25 protein-coding genes are annotated in these 21,271 nt (G+C 69.6%); 9 read left to right on the top strand and 16 right to left on the bottom strand.

The window, feature by feature from the left end; genetic code table 11:
• Positions 1–4 precede the first annotated feature (4 nt).
• The 7 genes from ACIBVP_RS15930 to dacB form a co-directional block, all read right to left on the bottom strand.
• Positions 5–538, bottom strand: a complete 534-nt coding sequence (locus tag ACIBVP_RS15930; protein ID WP_396106846.1) for a DUF3558 domain-containing protein — start codon at positions 536–538, stop codon at positions 5–7.
• Positions 539–579: 41 nt separating this feature from the next.
• Entirely contained in the window at positions 580–942 is a 363-nt protein-coding gene (locus tag ACIBVP_RS15925) for a hypothetical protein (RefSeq protein WP_396106845.1), read from the bottom strand.
• A gap of 136 nt (positions 943–1,078) precedes the next feature.
• Entirely contained in the window at positions 1,079–1,807 is a 729-nt protein-coding gene (locus ACIBVP_RS15920; protein WP_396106844.1) for an ESX secretion-associated protein EspG, read from the bottom strand.
• Complete coding sequence (gene hpt / locus ACIBVP_RS15915; RefSeq protein ID WP_396106843.1) at positions 1,804–2,358, bottom strand: hypoxanthine phosphoribosyltransferase; 555 nt, start codon at positions 2,356–2,358, stop codon at positions 1,804–1,806. Before hpt ends, ACIBVP_RS15920 begins: the two co-directional genes overlap by 4 nt.
• Entirely contained in the window at positions 2,328–3,326 is a 999-nt protein-coding gene (tilS, locus tag ACIBVP_RS15910) for a tRNA lysidine(34) synthetase TilS (protein ID WP_396106842.1), read from the bottom strand. The genes hpt and tilS overlap by 31 nt, the downstream gene beginning before the upstream one ends.
• Positions 3,323–4,405 (bottom strand): zinc-dependent metalloprotease, encoded by a 1,083-nt coding sequence (locus tag ACIBVP_RS15905; protein WP_396106841.1) that lies wholly within the window; start codon positions 4,403–4,405, stop codon positions 3,323–3,325. The genes tilS and ACIBVP_RS15905 overlap by 4 nt, the downstream gene beginning before the upstream one ends.
• A gap of 47 nt (positions 4,406–4,452) precedes the next feature.
• Positions 4,453–6,909 carry a D-alanyl-D-alanine carboxypeptidase/D-alanyl-D-alanine-endopeptidase gene (dacB, locus tag ACIBVP_RS15900; RefSeq protein WP_396106840.1) on the bottom strand — a complete coding sequence of 819 codons (2,457 nt, stop codon included), beginning with the start codon at positions 6,907–6,909 and terminating at the stop codon, positions 4,453–4,455.
• A gap of 79 nt (positions 6,910–6,988) precedes the next feature.
• Between dacB and ACIBVP_RS15895 the strand changes: the two genes are divergently transcribed.
• Positions 6,989–7,492, top strand: coding sequence for an inorganic diphosphatase (locus ACIBVP_RS15895; protein WP_396106839.1), 504 nt, complete (start codon positions 6,989–6,991; stop codon positions 7,490–7,492).
• Between the two features lie 61 nt (positions 7,493–7,553).
• Here ACIBVP_RS15895 and ACIBVP_RS15890 read toward each other — a convergent pair whose 3' ends face one another.
• The gene (locus ACIBVP_RS15890; protein WP_396106838.1) at positions 7,554–9,152 is read right to left on the bottom strand and encodes an MDR family MFS transporter; all 1,599 of its coding nucleotides are present in this window, start codon (positions 9,150–9,152) and stop codon (positions 7,554–7,556) included.
• Entirely contained in the window at positions 9,153–9,686 is a 534-nt protein-coding gene (locus tag ACIBVP_RS15885) for a MarR family winged helix-turn-helix transcriptional regulator (RefSeq protein ID WP_396106837.1), read from the bottom strand.
• A gap of 242 nt (positions 9,687–9,928) precedes the next feature.
• Between ACIBVP_RS15885 and ACIBVP_RS15880 the strand changes: the two genes are divergently transcribed.
• Positions 9,929–11,503 carry a family 10 glycosylhydrolase gene (locus ACIBVP_RS15880; RefSeq protein WP_396106836.1) on the top strand — a complete coding sequence of 525 codons (1,575 nt, stop codon included), beginning with the start codon at positions 9,929–9,931 and terminating at the stop codon, positions 11,501–11,503.
• 57 nt (positions 11,504–11,560) lie between these two features.
• Here ACIBVP_RS15880 and glyA read toward each other — a convergent pair whose 3' ends face one another.
• From glyA to ACIBVP_RS15860, 4 genes are all read right to left on the bottom strand, one after another.
• A complete protein-coding gene (gene glyA / locus ACIBVP_RS15875; protein ID WP_396106835.1) occupies positions 11,561–12,823 on the bottom strand; it encodes a serine hydroxymethyltransferase in 1,263 nt (420 codons plus the stop codon).
• A 35-nt stretch (positions 12,824–12,858) separates the two neighbouring features.
• Positions 12,859–13,299: an HIT family protein gene (locus tag ACIBVP_RS15870; protein ID WP_396106834.1), complete on the bottom strand. Its 441-nt coding sequence runs from the start codon at positions 13,297–13,299 to the stop codon at positions 12,859–12,861.
• Positions 13,300–13,515: 216 nt separating this feature from the next.
• The gene (locus ACIBVP_RS15865) at positions 13,516–13,893 is read right to left on the bottom strand and encodes a hypothetical protein (RefSeq protein ID WP_396106833.1); all 378 of its coding nucleotides are present in this window, start codon (positions 13,891–13,893) and stop codon (positions 13,516–13,518) included.
• Positions 13,890–14,315 carry an uL11 family ribosomal protein gene (locus tag ACIBVP_RS15860; RefSeq protein ID WP_396106832.1) on the bottom strand — a complete coding sequence of 142 codons (426 nt, stop codon included), beginning with the start codon at positions 14,313–14,315 and terminating at the stop codon, positions 13,890–13,892. Before ACIBVP_RS15860 ends, ACIBVP_RS15865 begins: the two co-directional genes overlap by 4 nt.
• Positions 14,316–14,391: 76 nt before the next feature.
• Here ACIBVP_RS15860 and ACIBVP_RS15855 point away from each other — a divergent pair, with 76 nt between their 5' ends.
• Together ACIBVP_RS15855 and ACIBVP_RS15850 are read left to right on the top strand one after the other, a co-directional pair.
• A complete protein-coding gene (locus ACIBVP_RS15855) occupies positions 14,392–15,159 on the top strand; it encodes a class I SAM-dependent methyltransferase (protein ID WP_396106831.1) in 768 nt (255 codons plus the stop codon).
• Between the two features lie 42 nt (positions 15,160–15,201).
• A complete protein-coding gene (locus ACIBVP_RS15850) occupies positions 15,202–15,972 on the top strand; it encodes a GNAT family N-acetyltransferase (RefSeq protein ID WP_396106830.1) in 771 nt (256 codons plus the stop codon).
• Here the strand turns inward: ACIBVP_RS15850 and ACIBVP_RS15845 are convergent.
• Together ACIBVP_RS15845 and ACIBVP_RS15840 are read right to left on the bottom strand one after the other, a co-directional pair.
• Complete coding sequence (locus tag ACIBVP_RS15845) at positions 15,969–16,487, bottom strand: gamma carbonic anhydrase family protein (protein WP_396106829.1); 519 nt, start codon at positions 16,485–16,487, stop codon at positions 15,969–15,971. The genes ACIBVP_RS15850 and ACIBVP_RS15845 overlap by 4 nt on opposite strands.
• Before the next feature lie 21 nt (positions 16,488–16,508).
• Entirely contained in the window at positions 16,509–17,561 is a 1,053-nt protein-coding gene (locus tag ACIBVP_RS15840) for a threonine aldolase family protein (RefSeq protein ID WP_396106828.1), read from the bottom strand.
• 29 nt (positions 17,562–17,590) lie between these two features.
• Here ACIBVP_RS15840 and ACIBVP_RS15835 point away from each other — a divergent pair, with 29 nt between their 5' ends.
• Together ACIBVP_RS15835 and ACIBVP_RS15830 are read left to right on the top strand one after the other, a co-directional pair.
• Complete coding sequence (locus ACIBVP_RS15835) at positions 17,591–18,115, top strand: HD domain-containing protein (RefSeq protein ID WP_396106827.1); 525 nt, start codon at positions 17,591–17,593, stop codon at positions 18,113–18,115.
• A 41-nt stretch (positions 18,116–18,156) separates the two neighbouring features.
• Entirely contained in the window at positions 18,157–18,378 is a 222-nt protein-coding gene (locus ACIBVP_RS15830) for a hypothetical protein (RefSeq protein WP_396106826.1), read from the top strand.
• Positions 18,379–18,628: 250 nt separating this feature from the next.
• Here the strand turns inward: ACIBVP_RS15830 and ACIBVP_RS15825 are convergent, their stop codons facing one another.
• Positions 18,629–19,825: a hypothetical protein gene (locus ACIBVP_RS15825; RefSeq protein ID WP_396106825.1), complete on the bottom strand. Its 1,197-nt coding sequence runs from the start codon at positions 19,823–19,825 to the stop codon at positions 18,629–18,631.
• A 136-nt stretch (positions 19,826–19,961) separates the two neighbouring features.
• On the opposite strand from ACIBVP_RS15825, the gene ACIBVP_RS15820 reads away from it, so the two are divergent.
• The 3 genes from ACIBVP_RS15820 to ACIBVP_RS15810 are packed head-to-tail and all read left to right on the top strand — an operon-like array spanning position 19,962 to position 21,087.
• Positions 19,962–20,291, top strand: a complete 330-nt coding sequence (locus ACIBVP_RS15820; protein ID WP_396106824.1) for a hypothetical protein — start codon at positions 19,962–19,964, stop codon at positions 20,289–20,291.
• A 20-nt stretch (positions 20,292–20,311) separates the two neighbouring features.
• Entirely contained in the window at positions 20,312–20,536 is a 225-nt protein-coding gene (locus ACIBVP_RS15815) for a hypothetical protein (protein WP_396106823.1), read from the top strand.
• Positions 20,537–20,538: 2 nt separating this feature from the next.
• On the top strand, positions 20,539–21,087 hold the full coding sequence (locus ACIBVP_RS15810) for a helix-turn-helix domain-containing protein (RefSeq protein WP_396106822.1): 549 nt from the start codon (positions 20,539–20,541) through the stop codon (positions 21,085–21,087).
• Positions 21,088–21,271: the final 184 nt, after the last annotated feature.

Raw genomic sequence — 21,271 nt, 5'->3', positions numbered from 1 at the left:
CCCCTTACTGGTCCTTCACCCTGGGAATGATCAGGTTCGACAGCTCGGTCGCCACCTGACACGGGTCGTATTTGCCCTCGCCCGCGGACAGCACCGCCGCACTCGAGGTGAACATCTTTCCGCTCGGCAGATCAACCATGACCTCGCAGATCACGGCAGGATCCGTCTGCAGAGACTGCATCGCCGGCAGTCCGTCGATCGTGGTTGGCGTGTTCTTGATCCCCGGACCGGTGTCCGGGTCGGTTGAGCTGACCCCCTCCTGGAATCCGACGATCAGACTCATCGCTTCGGACCACTTGCAGACGGCGTGGCCGTCGTTGATGGCGTTGCCCTCTTCGCCTTCCGCCGACCCGCCCAGCTCTTGAGCCTCTTCCGGTGAAATCAGCTCACAGAGCCGAGCGAGCGAGTAGTCAGGCTCCTCGGGCTCCGAGGTCGTTTCGGTCGTCGGCTCTTCGGAGGTCTGCGACTCGGTCGCCGTGGACTTCGGGTCCCCCGCCATCGCGCTGTTGCACCCGGCCAGGCCGACGAGCACGACCACGCCGAGAACGGTGGCCACGGCTCGCGAACGCGCAGAAAACACTAGTTCGTCCTGTTGTACGTGGCCGCCTGGAAGTCATCGGTGTCGACGTAGTTGCGGATGCACTGGTTGAGCGCCGTCTCCGCCTTCTCTGTCTGACTCAGGAGGATTCGCAAAGCCGCGATGAACGAGTCGTCGCCGTCGTAGCGGCCCACCGATTTGCGCGACATGGCCTGACCGACGGGGTTTGCTCCCAGCTGCACGTCTGTCTTGCCGTGGTCGGACTGGAGCAACTCGGTGAGCTGGTCCTTGACCTTGCCGAGTTTTGCCAGTGCGTCGGCTGCGGCTTCTGCTTCGATGGTGACCTGGCCGCTCGCCGCGGCGTTGCTGAAGGCGCTGACCGCGCCGCCGATTGCCTCGTACACCTCTGCGCTCCCCTGGTTACTCGACGCGCACGCCCCTCCCGCGCGGGCGCGTGACCGCTGTTGAGATTAACGCACGCGGATCACACACGGGGACGCAATCAGTACAAAGGGCCACCAGCCACCTGCGGCGGGGGCGCTATCGGCCTGCCGTGAGCCTGGTCAGTAGTTCGCCCAGGTGGTGGCGCAGTGTGGCGGGGTCGGCCGGGGCGATGGTCACCCAGTCCGTGCAGTCCCGGCCCGTGCTCGTGTAGGTCAGGTAGCGGCCCGATGGGGTGTCGAACCACGAGACGACCTGTGAACGCCTGCGGGTGCCCATCGGCGTTCTGGTGTTGACGGCCAGTTGGCCCGCCCTCAGCTTCGGTTGCTCGGACAGGGCCTTCAGCACCTGACGGTCCGCCGCTGTGCCGCCTGCCGCGCGACCCTGGGCCAGCGCGGTCAGGTCGGCGGCGGGGATCGTGATCGACTTCTCCGCACCCCGGTGGCACGGGGGCAGCAGCGCCACCGTCGACGACACGACCGATGTCGGGTCGATCCTGGTCAGGGTCAGGCCTTCGTCGGTCTGGGTGGCCAGCAGTGCTCGGTGGCCGTCGCCTGCCGCCAGGGCTGTCCTGCCCTCGAACACGGCGTCGACGCTGTGGGTGCCGCGGGCGAGCAGCATCAGCCAGTCCTCGATCTCCGGGGACAGGCGGCCTCGGGTGTCCATCAGGTGCTGGTCGCGCAGGGCCTCGAAGGTCTGGCGCCGGAGCAGGCCGCGGTGGTCCACCGTCTCGCCGTGCGACCTGGCCGCCAGTGGGTACGGCAACTCGCCGGCGTCCAGCGACTCCCACACGAAGTCCAGGGCCACCGGGGTCAGGAACGTCGTCACGACGAGTAGACCTTGGGGTCCAGCGTGCCGATGTACGGGAGGTCGCGGTACCGCTCCGCGTAGTCCAGGCCGTAGCCGACGACGAACTCGTTCGGGATCTCGAAGCCCACGTACTTCACCGGGACCTCGACCTTCACGGCGTCCGGTTTGCGGAGCAGGGTGCAGACCTCCAGCGACGCCGGGTTGCGGGACGCCAGGTTCTTCAGCAGCCAGCTCAGGGTCAGGCCCGAGTCGATGATGTCCTCGACGATCACCACGTGCCGGTTCGCGATGTCGCGGTCGAGGTCCTTGAGGATGCGGACCACGCCGGACGACGACGTCGCCGACCCGTAGGAACTGACCGCCATGAACTCCATCTGCACCGGCACCGGCAGCGCGCGGGCGAAGTCGGTCATGAACATGACCGCGCCCTTCAGCACGCCGACCAACAGCAGGTCGGAGCGGTCACCGCGCTCCGGGTAGTCGTCGGCCACCTGCTTCGCGAGTTCTTTGATCTTGTCCTGGATCTGCTGCTCGGTGATCAAGACGGAGGCGATGTCGTCGCCGTACACCCGGTCCCCTCTCCTGGCTCCCACGCGGTTACCCGAAGCCTGCCACGGGCCCGGCTCACGGCAAAGTTGCCCGGCAACCACACGGCGCCCTGACCCCGCCACTCACCGATCAACGCGTCCACCGATCGCAGGTGTGCGTCGGTCAGTTCGGGCACGCCGGCATCGAGGAGCCACTGGCGCGCCACCCTGCGCCGCAGCGCCGCCGGCTCCGCCGCCAGAACCGGCACCGCCAGCTCCCCCTCGGTGCGCGCCGACTCCAGGAGCCGGGCCGCGAGTGTGTCCAAGGCCTCAGTGTCGTCACGCAGCTGCGCCGCGGTCCGTGCCAGCGCGGGCGCCACCCCACCCCGCAGCACGTCCTCCAGCAGCGGCAGCACCTCCCTCCTCAGCCGGACCCTCGTGTAGGCCGGATCGACGTTGTGGGGGTCCTCCCACACGGTCAGACCCAGCTCCGCGCACGCTGCGACAGTGGTAGCACGGGGCACCGACAAAAACGGGCGTCCCCACGGGGGATCGAGGTCGCGCATGCCCGCGATCGACCGCGGGCCCGAGCCGCGGCCGAGGCCCAGCAGCACCGTCTCGGCCTGGTCGTCCTGTGTGTGTCCCAGCAGTACCAACGGAAAGCCCGCCGCGCGCAGCGCCTGGTACCGGGCCGAGCGCGCCGCCGCCTCCGGGCCGCCGCGGCCGGTCACCGACACCGTCAGCACGCCGACGTCGTCGATCCCCAGACCGTGCAACTGTTTCGCCGCGGCCGACGCGACCTCGGCGGAACCCGCCTGCAGCTGGTGGTCGACGATCAGCCCGTGGACGGTCAGCGCACGCCGGGACGCGACGTACGCCGTGGCGGCCGCCAGCGCCAGGGAGTCCGCGCCACCTGACACCGCCACCGCGACATCGGTGAGTGGACCGGCCTTGTCGAGCAGCTGCCGCACCGCCTGCCGCGTGCGGGCAACCGGCTCGAAACGGCTCACCGCCCGTGGACGCGCCGCACCCACGCCGCCGGGTCGGCGATCTCCGACCGCAGCGGCACCGTCTCCGGCGACTCCCACACGCGGTTGAAACCGGTCATGCCGACCTCGTCCACGACGTACCTGGTGAACGCGGCGCCCGCCGCGTACTGCTTGACCTTCGCGTCCACACCGAGCAGCGAGCGCAGGAGCCGGTCGAGCACGCCGCCGCCCCGGCGCCGCTGGGTGAACCGGGCGCGGATCGTCGCCACGCTCGGCACCACGGACGGGCCGACCGCGTCCATGACGTGGTCCGCGTGGCCCTCCAGCAGCGTCGACAGCGCGATGAGCCGGTCGAACACCTCGCGCTGCTGCGGCGTCTGCAGGATCTCCATGAGACCGACGGGCCCGGGGCTGCCGGACTCGGAGTCGTCGGCGCGGCGCCGGATCTGCTTGATGATCTCGGGCAGCCGCGTGAACGCACCGGTCGCCGTCTCGTCCAGTCCGGACAGGAACCTCGAGACCTCGCCCGCGAAGTACCCACGCAGCCACGGCACGGCCGTGAACTGCAGGCGGTGCGTGCACTCGTGCAGGCACACCCACATCTGGAAGTCCTCGGCCGGCACGTCCAACGCGCGCTGCGCGGCCATGATGTTGGGCGCCACGAGCAGCAGCCTGCCGCCCTGTGGGTCACCGCCGAACGGGTCGTACTGACCGAGCACGCGGCCACCCAGGAACGCCAGCACCATGCCCGCTTGCACACCCGCACTGCCCGCCAGAACGCCGCCCATAGGCCGGTTCTGCCCCGCGGGCAGGGCACCGTCGGTCAGCGCGGCGAGTCCTTCCGCGGCCGCCTCGACCCAGCGGCGACGGTCGACGACGTCACCGGGGTGCAGCGGCAGGTCGAGCCCGAGGCCGGTCAGCTCGCGGACGTGCGTCTCGGCGGCGTCGGTGGCGCCACGAAGCTGCGCGACGGACCGCTCAGCCTCCTCCATCGGCACGGAAGGACCCGGTTTGATCAGCTTCTGTGCGGTGGTCACAGCGATGCCCCAGTCCACCGGGGACCGGGTCCCGTTCTGCTGGTCAGCCGCCGCAGCGCTCATGCCTTCGACGCTACCTGACGCGGCATGAAACGTCCGTGTCGACGGCACTACTGACAGCCACAACCGCGCAACGCGGCGGTTACGGCGTCCAGTGCGGGACGGGCCGAAGTGGCCACTGTGCCGCTCGTCAGGAACGCGAACACCAACGGCTTGTTGTCCTTGTCGAGCACGATGCCCGCGAGCGAGTTGATCCCCGTCAGCGAACCGGTCTTGGCCCGCACCCAGCCCTTGCCCGCGACGGCGTCGCCCTCGGTGTACCGGTCGGCGAGCGTGCCGCTGCCGCCCGCGACGGGCAGGCCGCCGAGCAGCGGGCGCAGCTTGGCGGTGCGCGGGTCCTTGCCGTCCGGGCCCGCCGCGACCGCGAGGACCTCGGCGAGCAGCCGCGCGGTCATCTTGTTCTCCTCGGACATGCCGCTGCCGTCGCGCAGCACCACGCCGTCGACGTTGAACCCGTTCTCGCGCAGGACGTCGAGCATGGCCTTGCTGGCGCCGTCGAAGTTCGGTTCCTCGCCCGCCGTGATCGCGACCTCGTGGGCGAGGACGTCGGCGAGCGTGTTCTCCGAGCGGTTCAGCATGTTGTCGACGAGCTGGGTGACGGGCGCGGAGCGGATCTCGCCGAGCACCTCCGCGTTCTCGGGTGCCTTCTTCTCGGTGGACGCGCCAGGGGACGCGCCCATGCGGTTGGCGAACGCGTCGACCAGTGTGCGGCCGGGGTCGGTGGTGCGCGGCGAGTAGTTCTCCGCCGGGTCGGTCTGCCGGTCGCCGTCGAGCATGGCGGGCACGATCGGCGCGATGTAGCCGAGGCCGACGTCGGCGGGCAGCCAGCTCGGCGCCAGGCCCGGCGGCGCGTAGCGGCTCTGGTCGATGTAGACGGTCTGGACCTGCGCGCCGCTGTCCTTGACCTGGTCCACCAGCTCGGACAGGTGCGCGGCGCCCGGGTAGATCGACTCCTCGCCGACCTCGAGGGAGGAGATCGTCGGGTCGCCGCCGCCGACGATGATCACCTCGCCGGGCTGGTCACCCGCCACGACCTTGGTCACCAGCTGACTCGTGGGGTCGAGGCTCAGCAGCGCGGCCGCGGCGGTGAGGATCTTGCCGGTGGACGCGGGGGTGATCGCGCCGTCGGCGTTCTTCTCGTACAGCGTCTCGCCGGTCGCCGGGTCGATGACGACACCGTTGACGTTGCCGAGCGCCGCGTCGGACATCGGGCCCGCCAGTGCCTGCTCGATCCCCTGCTGCGTGGGTGCGGGTGCGGCCGTGTCCGGACCGTGGAGCGACGGGGTGTAGCTGATCGGCCGGGGCGGCGGGTCGATGGCGACGGGGTCCTCGCCGGTGAGGCCGAGCTTGTCGGACAGACCGGGTACGCCGAAGACGACCCCCGAGGCGATCGCGACGACGGCCACGACCGAGATGGCCGCGATGAGCAGTGGTTTCCGGGACTTGTTCGCGGCCGGCTCCGCGGGTTCCGGTTCCGGTTCCGGACCGACGCGCTTGGGCGCGGCACGGGGCGGCTCCGGCGGTGGCCACGTCGCGCTGTCGCTGTTGCGGCTGAAGCTCGGTGGGTTGTCCCGCCGGAGGAACGTGGTGGGGGTTTCGGGGCGCGAGAAGACGGGCGCGCCGCCGGCGTCGCGGGGGATGAAGCTCGTCGCGTCGTCCCGGGTGGTGCTGGGGCGGACGAAGTTCGGGGGCCGGGACGCGCTGGGCTTGCTGTCCGGACGCAGGAAGCTCGTGGGAGCGTTCTCTTGCCTGGTGTCCGGCTGGCGGCGGAAGCCCGGCCCGGGCTCCTCGGGGCCGCGTTTCGGCTGGACGGGCCGCATGAAACTCGTCGGCGCGTCACCGGGGCGGGCAGGGGTTTCCTTGCTGTCCGCGTCGCCGGGCCACAGCGCCGGAGGTCGGGCGGTCAGCCGGGTTTTGCTCTCGGGCTCACGGAAGAGCGAGCCCGGAGCCTCGTCAGGCCGTGTCTTGTCCCCGCTCTCGCGCGAGGGCGACGCTTCTTCGTTCTCAGGGGCCGGGGACGCGGGCTCGGCGTCGAGCGTGCCGGGCTCGTCCTTCTCGTCTTCCGGGTCCGCGGGCTCGCTGTCGCCGGGGGCCTCGACCGGGCGCACGACGGCGGTCTTCGCGTTCTCCTGGCCGGTGGGCTCGGGACGTTCGGGCTTGGTGTAGCTCGTCGCGGTGGTCTGCTGGTTCTCGTCGGTGCCGCTCTCGACGGACGGCCATGCCGGGGATCTGTCGGGCTCCGTTTGTCTCTCCTCGACTGGCCGCGACATCGGTCGGGTGATCTGTGGCTCGGGTTTCGCGTGCGGTTCGTCACCCTCCGGCTCGGCCGGGGCGGGCTCCTCGTCGTCGGGAGCGTCGGCTTCCACGGCCTCCGCCGACGGCTTCTCCTCGTCTTGTTTCTGCTGGTCAGGGACGGGCATCTCGTGGGTTTCGGCGTCCTTGGACGCCGGCGGCCGGGTGTCGTCGTCGGTCGTCGGCCAGAGGTCCCCATCCCCGGACTGCGGCACGTGCCCTCCCCAATCGGTAACCAGCAGTGGTCCACACTAGATGGCACCCCGACACGAGCCGATTTGAGCGAGGAAAACAGTGGAGTTCGACGTCACGATCGAAATCCCCAAAGGCGTGCGCAACAAGTACGAACTGGATCACGCGACCGGCCGGATCCGCCTGGACAGGACCCTGTTCACGGCGACCCAGTACCCGGCCGACTACGGCTTCGTGGAGAACACCCTTGGCGAGGACGGCGACCCGCTCGACGCGCTGGTGCTCGTCCAGGAGCCGACGTTCCCCGGCTGCCTGATCAAGGCCAGGGCCATCGGCATGTTCCGCATGACCGACGAGAAGGGCGGCGACGACAAGGTCCTGTGCGTGCCCGCCGAGGACCCGCGCACCGAGCACCTGCGCGACATCCACCACCTCGCCGAGTACCACCGGCTGGAGATCCAGCACTTCTTCGAGGTCTACAAGGACCTGGAGCCGGGCAAGAGCGTCGAGGGCGCCACCTGGGTGGGCCGCGACGAGGCGGAGAAGGAGATCGCCCGCTCCTACGAGCGGCTGCGCGAGGCAGGCGGGGTGTACCCGCACCACTAGACGGCCGGACGGGACGGGCCCCACGCACCCCCTGGGTACGCGGGGCCCTCACCTCCCCCGGTCAGTGCGCGATCGCCGGTGCGGCCGCGGCCGCCTCGTCGTCCGCCACCCGCTGGATGCCCGACTTGTCGGACAGCGGGATCTCCTTCAGGAACCACATCAGCACGAAGGCCACGAAGACCACGATCCCGCCGACCGTGAACACGGTGTCCACACCGGTCGAGAAGGCCTCCAGGATCGGGCGGGCCTGCTCGGGCGGCAGCGTCGCGAGGAACGACGTGTCGTTCAGGTCCACCGCGCCGCCCGCGCCGGGGAACACCGGCAGGTTCGACAACGTGACGCTGAACAGGATCGACAGGAACACCGCGGTGCCGACCGTGCCGCCGATGGACCGGAAGAACGTCGCCGACGAGGTCGCGACGCCCATGTCCTTGGCGGGCACGTCGTTCTGGATCGCCAGGATCAGGGTCTGCATGCACAGGCCGAGTCCGAGGCCCGCCAGGCCCATGATCAGCATCGTGGTCACGAGCGGTGTGTCCACGCCGATCTGCGCGAACAGGAACATCGACACCGACACGATCAGCAACCCCGCGATCGGGAACCGCTTGTACCGGCCCGTCTTCGAGATCAGGATGCCGGAACCCATCGACGCCACGAGGATTCCCGCGGTCATCGGCAGGGTCTGCAGGCCCGACTCGGTCGGCGACGCGCCCTTCACGATCTGCAGGTACAGCGGCAGCGACATCATCATGCCGAACATGCCGATGCCCATCACGAAGTTGATGACGTTGGTCAGCGAGAACACCGGCCTGCGGAACAACCGCAGCGGCAGCAGCGCCTCGTCGCCCATCAGCCGCTCCACGAACACGAACGCGACCAGGCCGACGGCACCGATCCCGTACATCGCCCACGCGGCGCCGGAGTTCCAGCCCCACTCACGGCCCTGCTCGGCCACGATCAGCAGCGGCACCAGCGCGACGGTGAGCGCGGCCGCGCCCCAGTAGTCGACGCGGTGGTTCACCCTGGTGTGCGGGACGTTCAGGTACCGGGCGACCACGAACAGCGCGACGATGCCGACCGGCAGGTTCACGAGGAACACCCAGCGCCAGCCGTCGAAGCCGAAGATGGTGTCCGCGCCGGCGAAGAACCCGCCGACCACCGGCCCGAGCACGCTGGACGTGCCCCAGACCGCCATGAAGTAGCCCTGGTACTTGCTGCGTTCCCGCGGCGAGACCAGGTCGGCGAGGATCGCGAGCGCGAGCGACATCAGGCCACCGGCGCCGAGGCCCTGGACCGCGCGGAACGCGGCCAGCTCATACATCGAGGTGGCCAGCGCCGACAGCACCGAGCCGGCCAGGAACAGCGTGATCGCGGTCAGGTACATCGGCTTGCGGCCGAGGATGTCCGACAGCTTGCCGTACAACGGCGTCGAGATCGTCGACGTGATCAGGTAGGCGGTGGTGACCCACGCCTGGATGGTCTGGCCGTGCAGCTGGTCGGCGATCGTCTTGGTCGCCGAGCCCATGATCGTCATGTCCAGCGCGGCCAGCAGCATGCCGAGCAGGAGCCCGGCGAGGATCGTCATGATCTGGCGGTGCGACAGGACGCCGCTCCGCTCCCCCTGCACCTCGGGCACACTGCGCGAGGTTGACTCGGACATCTACTTCTCCCCTTCGGAACGCGCGGCGAACGCCACGCATTCGTTGATCATCTCGGGCAGGTGGCGCTCGTGGTCCGTGACGAACCGTTCGAGCAGCTCGAGGAACCTGTCCACGTCGTCTGGCGCCCACTCCTGTACGACGCGAGCGAGCGCGAGCCCCAGCCGCTTGCGCTGCTCTTCCAGGAGCGCCTTTCCTGCCTCGGTGGGCACGAGCACGCTGGCCCTGCCGTCCTCGGGATCGGCCATCCGCTCCACCAGACCGTCCCGCACCATCGCGGCGATCTGCCTGCTGACCGTCGACGGATCCGAGTGGATCGCCGCCGCCAGCGCGCTGGACCTGCTCGGCCCCTGGTGTACGAGTGTCTTCAGCAGCATGACGGTCGACCGGTCGACGCCGCCGGCCTTGCTCATCCGGTGCCCGAGCGCGGCCTGCTGCTTGCCGATGCCGAAGAACGCCCCGGCGAGCCGCCGGCCCGCTTCGAGCTGCTCCTCGGTCAGCTCGGCCGGTTCGGCGCCGATCCCCGCAGCGACCACGACCCGTCCTCCGTTGCTTGCATCACCCAATTAGTTGGTCGATACAAGCATGCACCCAGGCCAACTCCTTAGCAAACGAAATAGCTGTGACACCGATCCCACGATACTCACGCTGACCTGGGCAAACCTCGGCAAGCGGACATGCCGGACGTACGCGGCGGTAAGAATCCGGCGGGCAATGAGTACGACTCGTTACCTTCTCACCGTTGGCAGAGGTGTGGCGCAGGCGACACACTGCTCCAATGCCGTTACGACCTCACCGACTGATGAGCGTGGTCCTCGCCGCCGCCACCGCGTTGTCACTCGCCGCGGCGGCCCCCGTCGCGACCGCCGCACCCGTCACGGAGTGCGCGCCCAGCCCCGCGACCCCGAAACAGCAGCTGCGAGCCGAGTGGCTCGCGAGCGTCGCCAACATCGACTGGCCGTCCGCCCGCGGGCTGACCGCCGACCAGCAGAAGGCGGAGCTGATCCGCTGGTACGACGAAGCCGCCGCGCTGGGACTCAACACGGTGGTCGTGCAGGTCCGGCCGACCGCCGACGCGTTCTGGCCGTCGCCGTACGAGCCGTGGTCGCACTGGCTGACCGGCACGCAGGGCCAGGACCCCGGCTACGACCCGCTGGCGTTCGCCGTCGAGGAGGCGCACAAGCGCAACCTCGAGTTCCACGGCTGGTTCAACCCGTACCGCGTGTCCATGGGGACCGACGTCAACGCGCTCGTGCCGACCCACCCGGCACGCGTGCACCCGGACTGGGTGCTGCCCTACGGCGGCAAGCTGTACTACAACCCGGGCATCCCGGAGGTCCGGGAGTTCACGATCGACGCGATCATGGACGCGGTCCGCAAGTACGACATGGACGCCGTCCACTTCGACGACTACTTCTACCCGTACCCGGTCGCGAACCAGGTCTTCGACGACGCCGCCGAATACGCCGAGTACGGCGACGGGCTCTCGCTCGAAGACTGGCGACGCCGCAACGTGGACCTGCTGATCTCCGAGCTGTCCGCCGAGATCCGCTCGGTGAAGCCGTGGGTGCAGTTCGGCATCAGCCCGTTCGCGATCTGGCGCAACGCGTCGACCGACCCGGCGGGCTCGCCGACGCAGGGCGGCGTGGAGACCTACGACGACCTGTACGCGGACACCGTCAAGTGGGTGCGCGAGGAGTGGATCGACTACATCACGCCGCAGGTGTACTGGAACATCGGCTTCACCGTCGCCGACTACGCGAAGCTCGTGCCGTGGTGGTCGGACATCGTGGCGGGCACGGACGTGAACCTGTACATCGGGCACGCCAACTACAAGGTCGCGGCCCCGGCGCAGGGTCCGGCGTGGCACGACCCGAACGAGATGAGCCGCCAGCTCACGTTCAACCAGGACCACCCGGAAGTGGAAGGCGACATCTACTTCTCGGCCGCACAGGTACGCGCGAACCGGTTGCAGCACATGACGATCGTCAAGAACGACCACTACTCGCGGCCCGCGTTCGCACCGACCGCGGACCGGCTGGTGGCGCGTGGTCCCTCGGCGCCGCTGATGGCGGACGCGAGGCGGACGGCGGACGGGGTGCGCGTCCGGTGGGTCGCGAACGGGGCGACGTCGTACGGCGTCTACCGGCTCGACGGGCACGACCTCGTGGGCCGCTGTGACCTCGCGGACGCGGCGAACCTGGTGGGTTCCGTACGGGCGACAAGCGGCACGCTGCAGTCGTTCACGGACACCACGGCCGTGCCGGGCGAGCGGTACACCTACGTGGTGACGGCACTGGACCGGTCCCACAACGAGAGCCCGTCCAGCGCGCCGCGGTTCACGAAGGCCTGACTGTGAGGAACGGGCCCTCCAGCACGGTGCTGGAGGGCCCGTTCCTCACAGTCGCGGCTAGGCCCAGCCGGGCATCGGGTAGCCCGACAGCAGTTCCTTGACCTCGGCGGCGATGGCCGCGATGGCGGTCTCGTCGCCCTCGTTGGCGGCCGTCGCGGTCCGGTCGATCCACTCGGCGATCTGCGGCATCTGCTCGGTGCCGAGGCCGCGGGTGGTGATGGCGCCGGTGCCCAGCCGCAGACCGGACGGGTCGAACGGCTTGCGCGGGTCGAACGGCACGGTGTTGTAGTTCAGCTCGATCCCGGCCCGGTCGAGCGCCTTCGCGAGCGGCTTGCCCGCGGTGCCCTTGCCGGTGACGTCCATCAGGATCAGGTGGTTGTCGGTGCCACCGGACACGAGGTCGAAGCCGCGACCCATCAGCGCCTCGGCGAGCGCCTTGGCGTTGGCGACCACACCGGCGGCGTACTCGCGGAACTCCGGCCGCGCGGCCTCGGCGAGCGCGACGGCGATGCCCGCGGTGGTGTGGTTGTGCGGGCCGCCCTGCAGACCTGGGAAGACGGCCTTGTCGAGCGCCTTGGCGTACTCGGCGTCGGACATCAGCATCGCGCCACGCGGACCACGCAGCGTCTTGTGCGTGGTGGTGGAGATGATCTGCGCGTGCCCCACCGGCGACGGGTGCGCACCACCGGCGACGAGCCCCGCGATGTGCGCGATGTCGGCGACCAGGACCGCGCCGACCTCCTTGGCGATCTCCGCGAACGCCGGGAAGTCGATGGTGCGCGGGATGGCCGTGCCACCACAGAAGATCAGCTTCGGCCGCTCGGCACGCGCGAGGTCCCGCACCTCGTCCATGTCGACGCGGCCGGTGTCCTTCCGCACGCCGTACTGGACGGCGCGGAACCACTTCCCGGTGGCGGACACGGACCAGCCGTGCGTGAGGTGGCCGCCGGCGGGGAGCGCCATGCCCATGACGGTGTCGCCCGGCTCGACCGTCGCGAGGTAGACCGCGAGGTTGGCCGGGGAGCCGGAGTAGGGCTGCACGTTGGCGTGGTCGACGCCGAAGAGGCCCTTGGCGCGCTCGATGGCGAGCGTCTCGACCTGGTCGATGAACTGCTGGCCCTCGTAGTAGCGCTTGCCCGCGTAGCCCTCGGAGTACTTGTTGGTCAGCACGGAGCCGGTGGCCTCGAGCACCGCGGTGGAGACGTAGTTCTCCGACGCGATGAGGCGCACCTTCTCGAACTGGCGCTGAGCTTCGCCTTCGACGAGCTGGGCGAGTTCGGGATCGGCGGCGGCAAGGTGCGGGATCGCCGGCTGGTGCATGGGTGCCTCCATCGTGTTCGGTGCCGGCAACGACACTATCTGCCGCCGCCGGGCACATCGAGCCGCGCCCGTATCTCTCCCACCAGCTGGGTGACCTCGGCGTTCCCGCCCAGTGGGGCGGCCGGCCACTCGTCGAGCCGCGGCCACCAGAACTCGCGCGGCGTGCCCGGGTAGCGGGGGACGAGGTGCAGGTGGAGGTGGTCGACCTGGTGACCGACGATCGACGAGTAGACGTGCTCGGCGTGAAGGGCCCGCGCGGCCCGGGCGGCCCACCGACCGAGGGCTGCCGCCTCGTCGGGGGTGAGGTCGGCGAGGCCGGGGACGTGGCGGCGGGGTTCGACGACCAGGTGGCCGAGGTAGACGGGGGCGCCATCGTTGCCGGGGGCGTCGGGGAGCACGTGCGCGAGCACCATCAGCTCGTCACCGGCGACGACCCCGTCACCGGTCTGGTGCTTGTCGCAGACGTAACAGGACACGCACACGGACGGTACCGACCAGAACCGCCGTCCCCAACGACCTTCCCACCAACAACCCGTTGACCTGCGAAAACGCGACAGCGCCCGGCCCCCGGTGCGTAACCTCAACCCCCACCCATTCCCGGGGGCCACCCGCCATGCCAGCCTACCGGTACCCACCGACGGAACCGGTCCGACAGCGGTCGGCTGTGGACAACCGGAGCACCTGTGGACAACTCACGCGCGCGGCCGATGCGGGGTGCACCACCGGCGTGTGCAACCGTTCGTGCGGTCGACGAACGGGGTGCCGCACGTGTCGCAGCACTTCAGCCGTCGCCACCCCGCCACCGCGACGAGTGACGCCAGCCCGCCCGCCGCGACCACCAGCTCCGTGTCGCGGCGGGCGGCGGCGACGTACACCACGCGCCACTCCCCGCCGACCGCCCGCAGGCGGGGCCCGGCACCGCATTCGGCCAGCACGTCGTTCAACCGCGCCGCGGCGACGTGCTCGTCCGGCAATGCCGCGACCACAGTAGACAGACGCGCATCGGCCAGCAGCCGCTCCGCCGCCGCCAGTGCGGGATCGAGCGCCCGGAACGGAGGAACGACCTTCATTCCACTATGGACACCCCCATGGAGCGGGCCGTGCCCGCGATGATCCGCATGGCCGCCTCGACGTCCGCGGTGTTCAGGTCGGGCAGTTTGCGTTCCGCGATCGCACGCAGCTGCTCGCGGGTCAGCGAACCGGCACGCTCGTGCCCCGGACGCGGAGACCCCTTGCCGCCCAACGCCTTCTTGATGAGGAACGCGGTCGGCGGCGTCTTCGTGCGCAGTACGAACGACCGGTCCTCGAAGACCGTGACCACGACCGGCACCACGTCGCCGCGCTGCCCGGACGTGCTCGCGTCGTAGGAACGCTTGACCTCCACCAGGTTCACGCCGGTCTGCCCCAGCATCTTGCCGAGGTCCACCATCGGCGCGTCACCCGCGGGCAGCTCCAGCGTGACCTGGAACGTCTGTTTCTTCTTCGGTGCCATGACACGGACGCTAGGAACTGACGTAACGTCAAACTCAAGTGCGAACTGCCGCACACCGGCGTTACCGTCCTCCGGCATGGACGCCGACATCCTCGAGTACTACGAACGCGGCGGCGAGGACACCCGCCTCGTCGATTCCCTGGAACTGTTGCGCACCAAGGTCCTGCTGCGCCGCCACCTACCCGAGAAGGCGAGCGTCCTCGACGTCGGCGGTGCCTCCGGCGTCTACGCGACGTGGCTCGCCGAGGAGGGTCACCGCGTCCGGCTCGTCGACCCGGTGCCACGCCACGTCGCCACCGCACGGGCCAAGGGCATCGACGCGGTCGAGGGTGACGCCCGCGGGCTGGCCGAACCCGACGCGAGCCACGACGCCGTGCTGCTCCTCGGCCCGCTCTACCACCTGCTCGACCGCGCCGACCGCGTGCGCGCGCTCAGCGAGGCCGCGCGCGTCAGCAGGGACCTGGTGATCGCGGCCGCGATCAGCCGTTGGTCGCCGATGTTCGAGGGCATGCTCGCGGGCCTGGTCGACGTCCCCGGTTTCACCCCGATGCTGCGCGAGGACCTCACCTCCGGCACGCGCCGTGGCACCCAGCACGTTCCGTACGGGTTCACCACCTGCTACTTCCACCGCCCCGAGGAGATCGTGAGCGAGGTGGCCGACGCGGGCCTCACACTCGTCGACCTCCTGCCCGTCGAGGGCATGGCGTACTGGATCCCCGACGTCACCGACCGGCTGGCGGACCCGGACAAGCGCGCGGTCCTGCTCGAACTGCTCGAACGCACGGAACGCGAGCCCGCGCTTCTCGGCGCCACGGCGCACCTGCTGGCCATCGCCCGCCGGTAACCCGGTTGCCCGCCGGCGTCCGCCGGTGTTCCACTACGCGCCATGGAACAGGCGGCCGCGCTCGCGGCATTCGACGCACAGCTGCGCAATGTCGTGCGACCGACGCTCGACGGCGGGCGGTTCGAGCGCGCCGGGTCCGTCATCCGCTGCCTCAGCGCCGACCAGGACGGCTGGTCCGGTGTCGAGTGGTCCGATCTGGACGAGACGACCGCGGACGACGTGATCGCCGAGCAGATCGGGTACTTCCGCGCACACGACCGTGACTTCGAGTGGAAGTACTACGCCTACGACCGCCCCGACGACCTGCCGGAGCGCCTGCTCAAGGCCGGTCTCATACCCGGCGAGGAGGAGGCGTTGATGGTCGCGGACGTCGCCGACGTGCCCGAAATCCCGGCACCGGAGGGCATCCGGCTCGTCACGGTGTCCGATGAGGACGGTCTGCGACAGGTGAAAGCCGTGCACGACAAGGTGTTCGGCGGCGACCACGGCCCGATGATCGACAGCATGCGAGAGCGGATCCCGTCCGGTGCGGTCGCACCCGTGCTCGCGCTGGCGGGCGACGAGGCGGTGTGCGCGGCCCGCGTCGACTTCCACGTGGGCACCGATTTCGCGAGCCTGTGGGGTGGCGGCACGCTCCCCGAGTGGCGCGGCAAGGGCATCTACCGCGCGCTCGTGAGCCTCCGCACGAGGCTCGCCGCCGAACGCGGCTACCGCTACCTGCGCACGGACGCGCTGCCGACGAGCCGCCCCATTCTCGAGAAGCTCGGCTTCGTGCGCCTCACGACCACGGTCCCGTACACGCTGCCCGGCTAGACGGGCTCGACGCCGTCCCGGTGCCTGCGCGCGAGATCGCGGTAGATCTCCTGGTTGTGGTCCACCCACATCTTGGCGGTGCCGGCGAGCGGCAGGAACTTCCTCGCGGGCGACCCGACCGCCACCGTCTCGCCGGGCACCTCGGTTCCGGGTGCGACGGTCGACCCGGCCGCGATCAGCGCACGCGACCCGATCACGGCACCGTCGAGCACGGTGGAACCGTTGCCCACCAGGGCTTCCGCGCCGATGGTGCAGTCGTGCACGAGGCACAGGTGCCCGATGGTGGCACCGGGCCCGACCTCGCACACGCCGTTGCCGACGTGGATGACGGAGTTGTCCTGCACGTTCGCGCCCTCGCGGATCACGATCGCACCGAAGTCCGCGCGGATCACCACGCCGTACCAGACGGACGCACCGGCCTCGACCGTCACGTCACCGACGAGCGTGGCAGTCGGCGCGATCCACGCGTCCGGGTGAACGGCCGGCGACTTGCCTTCGAAGGAGAACAGGGGCACCCGGCTACCGTAATGGGCCGCTCACGAGGCACGACGCACGACGTCCACGAACAGGGCGACCACCTCGTCCGGCGAGAACCCCATCGTGTGCTCACCGACCGTGAACTCCACGCGACACCGATCCGGCCACGACTCGGCACCCACACGGCGGAACAGGACCACACCCATTTCGTCGGTGAGCATGTGGCCCGCCGCCTCCGCCGCCGCGGGCGGCACCGGCAGCAGGACATGGCACATCGGCGTGTGCGGCGGGTCGGGCAGCACCTGGACCACGCCCCGTTCGGTGAGCGCGACGGCGATCGCGACGGCGTGGTCGCGGAAGGCTGCCATCCTCGGCAGGACCTCGTCGAGCCCCACCATGGCGGCGAGCGCGAGCGGCCAGGCGTCCGGAATCGCGCCGCCGAGCCTGCGACGCCACACGTCGGCGTACTCGATCGTGGCCTCGTCCCCGGCGAGCACCGCGCCCCGGACACCTTCGAGTCCCTTGTAGAGGGACACGTAGACGGTGTCGAACAGCCCGGCGATCTCGGCATGCGGCCGGTCGTAGAACGGTTGGGACTCCCAGATCCGGGCGCCGTCGAGGTGCACCGCGGCGCCCTGGTCACGTGCCCAGGCGACCTGCGCGGACAGTTCTTCCCAGGTGGGCAGGAAGCCGCCGATCTCCCGCTGGGGCAGCTCGATCAGCAGCGCACCGACCGGTTCCTTGACCTCGTCGAGGTCAGCACGGGTCAGCAGCCGGTACTGCTCGCCCGCGGGCTGGTATCGCAGCCCGTGGACGACGGCGTACCCGCGCTGCTCCCACAGGTCGAGGTGGTTGGCGGGGTGCGCGGTGAAGGCGTGCCTGCCCGTGCGCTCGGCGTGGATGCGCAGCGCGACCTGCTGGGCCATGGTGCCGGTGGGGAAGAACAGCGCGCGCGGCTTGCCGAGCAGCTCGGCGACCCGCCGCTCCAACGCGGCGACGGGCTCGTCGGGCATGGTGCCGGGTGACACCGCGTCGAGCATCCGCCGCAGCACGAAGTGCGGCAGGCGCCGCGGCGGCCCGTACGCGCCCACAGACCGCTGAACACCGCTCATCGACTACTCCCCTGACCTAGGCTCGACGCATGCTGCGCACGTTCTCGGCCGCCGACGACTGGCCGCCCGGTCTCGACGAGGCGGTCGCGTTCGCGGTCCGCTGGCACGCCGGCCAGACCAGGCCGGCGGGTGAACCGTACGTCGAACACCTGAAGGAGGCCACGGCGTTTCTGGCGTACGGCGCGGAGGTGGCCGACCCGGCGCTCCTGCACGCCGCGGTCCTGCACGACGTCGTCGAGGACACCGCCTGCACGACGGCAGAGGTCCGCGACACCTTCGGCGACGAGGTCGCGACGCTGGTCGACTGGGTGACCAAGGGCGACGACCGCGACGCGTACCTCGCACGTCTCCGCACGGCCCCTGTCGACGCGCTGCTGGTGAAACTCGCGGACCGGGCCAGCAACGTGCAGCGGCTGGACACCCATCCCCGCCCGGAGAAGCAGCGCACGTACTACGCGGAGACGGTCCGCTCGATCGTGCCGCTGTCGACGGTCCACCCTTGGTTCGCCGACTGGTACGGCACGTGGCGACGGGAGTTCGCGCATCTGGCCTGAACAGCCCGCACGCGGGTCCGTCCGCTGTTAGTTTCCGCCGTATGCAGAACAAGTGCGCGGCGTGTGGCGCGGCCGCATTGGAGCCCGGCTTCATCATGGACAGCGGCCAGTCCGCCCGGGGATTCACCGCGTGGGTACAGGGCGAACTGGAACGAGGCATCTTCGGCGGCGCCCGACTCATGGGCCGCCCGAAGTACGTCATCGAGGCACACCGCTGCACGCAGTGCTACTACCTCAACCAGTACGCCCGCGAGCAGGTCTAGCGCCCGGACATGAATCAGGCCCCGTCCACGTGGATCGGGGCCTGACCTGCGTCACGCCTGGAGCCGCCTAAGGGAATCGAACCCTTGACCTGCTCATTACGAGTAACCAGATCGTTATACAACCTGGTCTCTACCAGGCGTTTTCGACTTCGCCCGATGACCCGATGTCCACCCAGACCCATCGATCTCAGCCGACTCGCCCCACAATCCGCCCCACGCCGGAGGGGGTCGACGCGGTGCCCGTACGCGGCTACGACTCTACCTCTACCGTCACGGACAGTGACTGAATCCTGCGTCGCTGCCTCGCCGAGCCGATCTCGTTCGCAAGGCGCTCCGCGCGCCGCACATGCGACCACGCTTCGCCTGACTGACCATCCCGGAGCAACGCCGACGCCAAGTCGACCCGGAGCGCGGTCGCCGCTCGTGTGAAGGTGGGATCGAGCCGTTGCAGGGCGCTCGTGAGCACGCCGAGCGCCTCAGCGTCGCCGAGGCGTGCGAGCGCGTGCCCCCGCCAGCGGTCCAGGTGCGCACCGGCCAGGAACAGGAACGGCAACGAGGGGTCAACCGGGTCAGCAGGCAGCAACGTCCCAGCCTCGTCGAACGCACGCAACGCCTCGTCTCGTCGACCGGCGGCAGCCAACCCCTCACCATGGGCGGCGGCCAGCCACGCGCGAAGCACAGCCGGTGCCGCACGCTCGACCAATGACCGGGCTTGTTCGAGCTGATCCAGAGCTGGCCGCACCTCGCCGAGGTCGGCGAGGACGAGCGCCTGTTGCGCAGTCGCATGCGCGAGGAGTCCGTTGGACTCTGCCTCGCGCGCTGCCCGCTTCGCCAGTTCATGGTGTTCCCATGCCTGGCCGATCTCGTAGCGGTCCAGCGCCTCCCAGCCCGCAAGCGCGCCAAGTTCGGCGAGCAAGCGAGCCAGTTCGGTACGCACGCCCGGAGCGAGGCTGTAGGAGTGGAGTTGGCGCACCTGCTCAACCTTCTCCCGCACCTCGCCGTAAGCGACGATCGCGCCCATCTGCCGGTCGAGCCTGCGTAGCGAATCGAGTTGTTCCCGCAACAAGTCGATGACGGCGAGATCGACATGACGAGCCGCGTTAAGGCGCTGGCGAAGTTCGATCGTCTCCTCGTCCGCAGGCCCACTCCTCGGCGCTGAGAGCAACTCGTCGACCGGCACGCCGAAGATGCTTTCCAGCAGGTTCGCCGTCGCCGGTCGTGGCTTTCCGACCGGACTACCGTCCGCCTTCCTACCGGATGCCAGCCGCAGCAGGTGTCGCAAGCTCAACGTTCCGGGTAGACGATGACGCCGCGCGTAGTCCTCGGCGTAGGCGACGAATTCTTCGAAGGTCTCGCCTCGTTCATCTCGAATCAGTTGTTCGAGGAGCGTGCGAGCAGGACGACCAGGCACGCCGCGTCCCACCGACGCCGCTTTCCAGGACTCCATCCGTCGCCTCCGCATGTCACCTTTGTGGCACCCGCGTGTCATTCCGCCGACATTGTGCCGACCGAAGACTGATTTCAGTCTGACACGTTCCGGCCCCCGAAGACATCGGGGCAGGCTTTCATGGAGAGGCGACACGATGGGTGCTGACCGAATGGAACGGGGTGGCGGCGAGCGCACGCCCCTTCGCGCTCTGCCGTCGACGGTGGACAGCAGGGTTCCGCCGCCCGACGAGGCCGCGCACCTTGACGGGCGGCTGATGCACGAATTGAGCACGCTGAACTATCACCTCGGGCAGTACGTGCTGAAGCACTACGACGCGGACGCCGGTCGAGCCGAGCCAATCAGCATCGCTGAGGAACAGGCACTTGCCGACAGCGTGACGACGGCAGCGGAGGCTATTCGTGCCCGCGCGGCGCGGCGTGAGCGTCAGGAACGCGCCGCCTCATCCACGTCCGAGGAGGCGTGATGCTCGGGACGAGTCTGTTCGTGAACGCGTACGTGATCGTCAAGGACGGGTGCCCGCTGGCGCTCTCGGTGCTCAACCCCGATCAGGTGGAGATCGTCTGTGGTTGGCCGCCGAACCGGTCGTTCGACTTCGTGATGCATCGTGAGGCGCTGCGAGCCTTCGTACAGCTCGGCACCGAGGCGCTCGAACGGATGGACGCAGCGCTCGCGGCCGACGACCCTGCGCCGAGTGTCCCTGCCTGCTGACAATGGACGCAACCGACTCGGAGAATCGTCCCCTCGACGTCCTGGACGAACAGACGACGGCAGCCATCGCGAGGGCGCTTGGTGATGAGTTGCGTCGCGTACGTGAGGCGAAAGGCTGGTCGCGTACCCAGTTCGTGACCCGGTTGCCGTCCAAGATCGGTGACCGAACCCTGTTGGCGTATGAGCATGGCTTGCGGGTGCTAACAGTGCTGCGGTTGTTGGAGCTGTGTCAGGGTCTTGGGGTTCCCGCGCCGACGTTGTTGACCCATGCGTTGCAGCGGGTGAACTTGTTCCTGGCGAATCTGGTCGTGCGGATCGATCTGCGTGCGTTGGTGGACAGTGAGAACCGGACCTTCTGGCCGATGCGGCAGTGGGCGCGGAACAAGCTGAACCGGCATCCGGATGGGGTGGCGGAGTTGTCTCCGGCTTCGGTGGTCGAGTTGGCCGATTTCATGGGCTGCGGGCATGAGGAGCTTGCGGTGTACCTCGCCAGGTTCACCCCCGACACCGCGTCGACTCAGACGGGCGAGCCGAGTTCGTCGACGGCCTGACGGGACGGCACGGCAACTCCGTCTTCCGAGGCCCGCATCGGGCCTGTTCCGGACGGCTGGGACGGCGTCCGGGTATGCCGTCCCAGCCGTCCCCATCGATGTTTCCGCAGGTAAGAGGTCATCCGGTGCTGTCACAGCGGGTGGGACGGCATCCGGCTCTCGGGACGGCAGCGTGGTGTCCCTG

The sequence above is a fragment of the Actinophytocola sp. NPDC049390 genome, assembly GCF_044466355.1.
GTDB lineage: Bacteria > Actinomycetota > Actinomycetes > Mycobacteriales > Pseudonocardiaceae > Actinophytocola.
The sequence above is the reverse complement of the archived record's forward strand: the minus strand, read 5'-3'. Positions and strand labels throughout refer to the sequence as shown.

Excerpts from the sequence above, each read along its gene's own strand:
- ACIBVP_RS15855 (WP_396106831.1), top strand. The coding sequence starts at position 14,392 with ATGGACGCCGACATCCTCGAGTACTACGAACGCGGCGGCGAGGACACC.
- ACIBVP_RS15810 (WP_396106822.1), top strand. The coding sequence starts at position 20,539 with ATGGACGCAACCGACTCGGAGAATCGTCCCCTCGACGTCCTGGACGAA.
- ACIBVP_RS15880 (WP_396106836.1), top strand. The coding sequence starts at position 9,929 with ATGCCGTTACGACCTCACCGACTGATGAGCGTGGTCCTCGCCGCCGCC.
- ACIBVP_RS15835 (WP_396106827.1), top strand. The coding sequence starts at position 17,591 with ATGCTGCGCACGTTCTCGGCCGCCGACGACTGGCCGCCCGGTCTCGAC.
- ACIBVP_RS15890 (WP_396106838.1), bottom strand. The coding sequence starts at position 9,152 with ATGTCCGAGTCAACCTCGCGCAGTGTGCCCGAGGTGCAGGGGGAGCGG.
- ACIBVP_RS15860 (WP_396106832.1), bottom strand. The coding sequence starts at position 14,315 with ATGGCACCGAAGAAGAAACAGACGTTCCAGGTCACGCTGGAGCTGCCC.
- ACIBVP_RS15830 (WP_396106826.1), top strand. The coding sequence starts at position 18,157 with ATGCAGAACAAGTGCGCGGCGTGTGGCGCGGCCGCATTGGAGCCCGGC.
- ACIBVP_RS15820 (WP_396106824.1), top strand. The coding sequence starts at position 19,962 with ATGGGTGCTGACCGAATGGAACGGGGTGGCGGCGAGCGCACGCCCCTT.
- ACIBVP_RS15825 (WP_396106825.1), bottom strand. The coding sequence starts at position 19,825 with ATGGAGTCCTGGAAAGCGGCGTCGGTGGGACGCGGCGTGCCTGGTCGT.
- ACIBVP_RS15850 (WP_396106830.1), top strand. The coding sequence starts at position 15,202 with ATGGAACAGGCGGCCGCGCTCGCGGCATTCGACGCACAGCTGCGCAAT.
- glyA (WP_396106835.1), bottom strand. The coding sequence starts at position 12,823 with ATGCACCAGCCGGCGATCCCGCACCTTGCCGCCGCCGATCCCGAACTC.
- ACIBVP_RS15905 (WP_396106841.1), bottom strand. The coding sequence starts at position 4,405 with ATGAGCGCTGCGGCGGCTGACCAGCAGAACGGGACCCGGTCCCCGGTG.
- ACIBVP_RS15865 (WP_396106833.1), bottom strand. The coding sequence starts at position 13,893 with ATGAAGGTCGTTCCTCCGTTCCGGGCGCTCGATCCCGCACTGGCGGCG.
- ACIBVP_RS15840 (WP_396106828.1), bottom strand. The coding sequence starts at position 17,561 with ATGAGCGGTGTTCAGCGGTCTGTGGGCGCGTACGGGCCGCCGCGGCGC.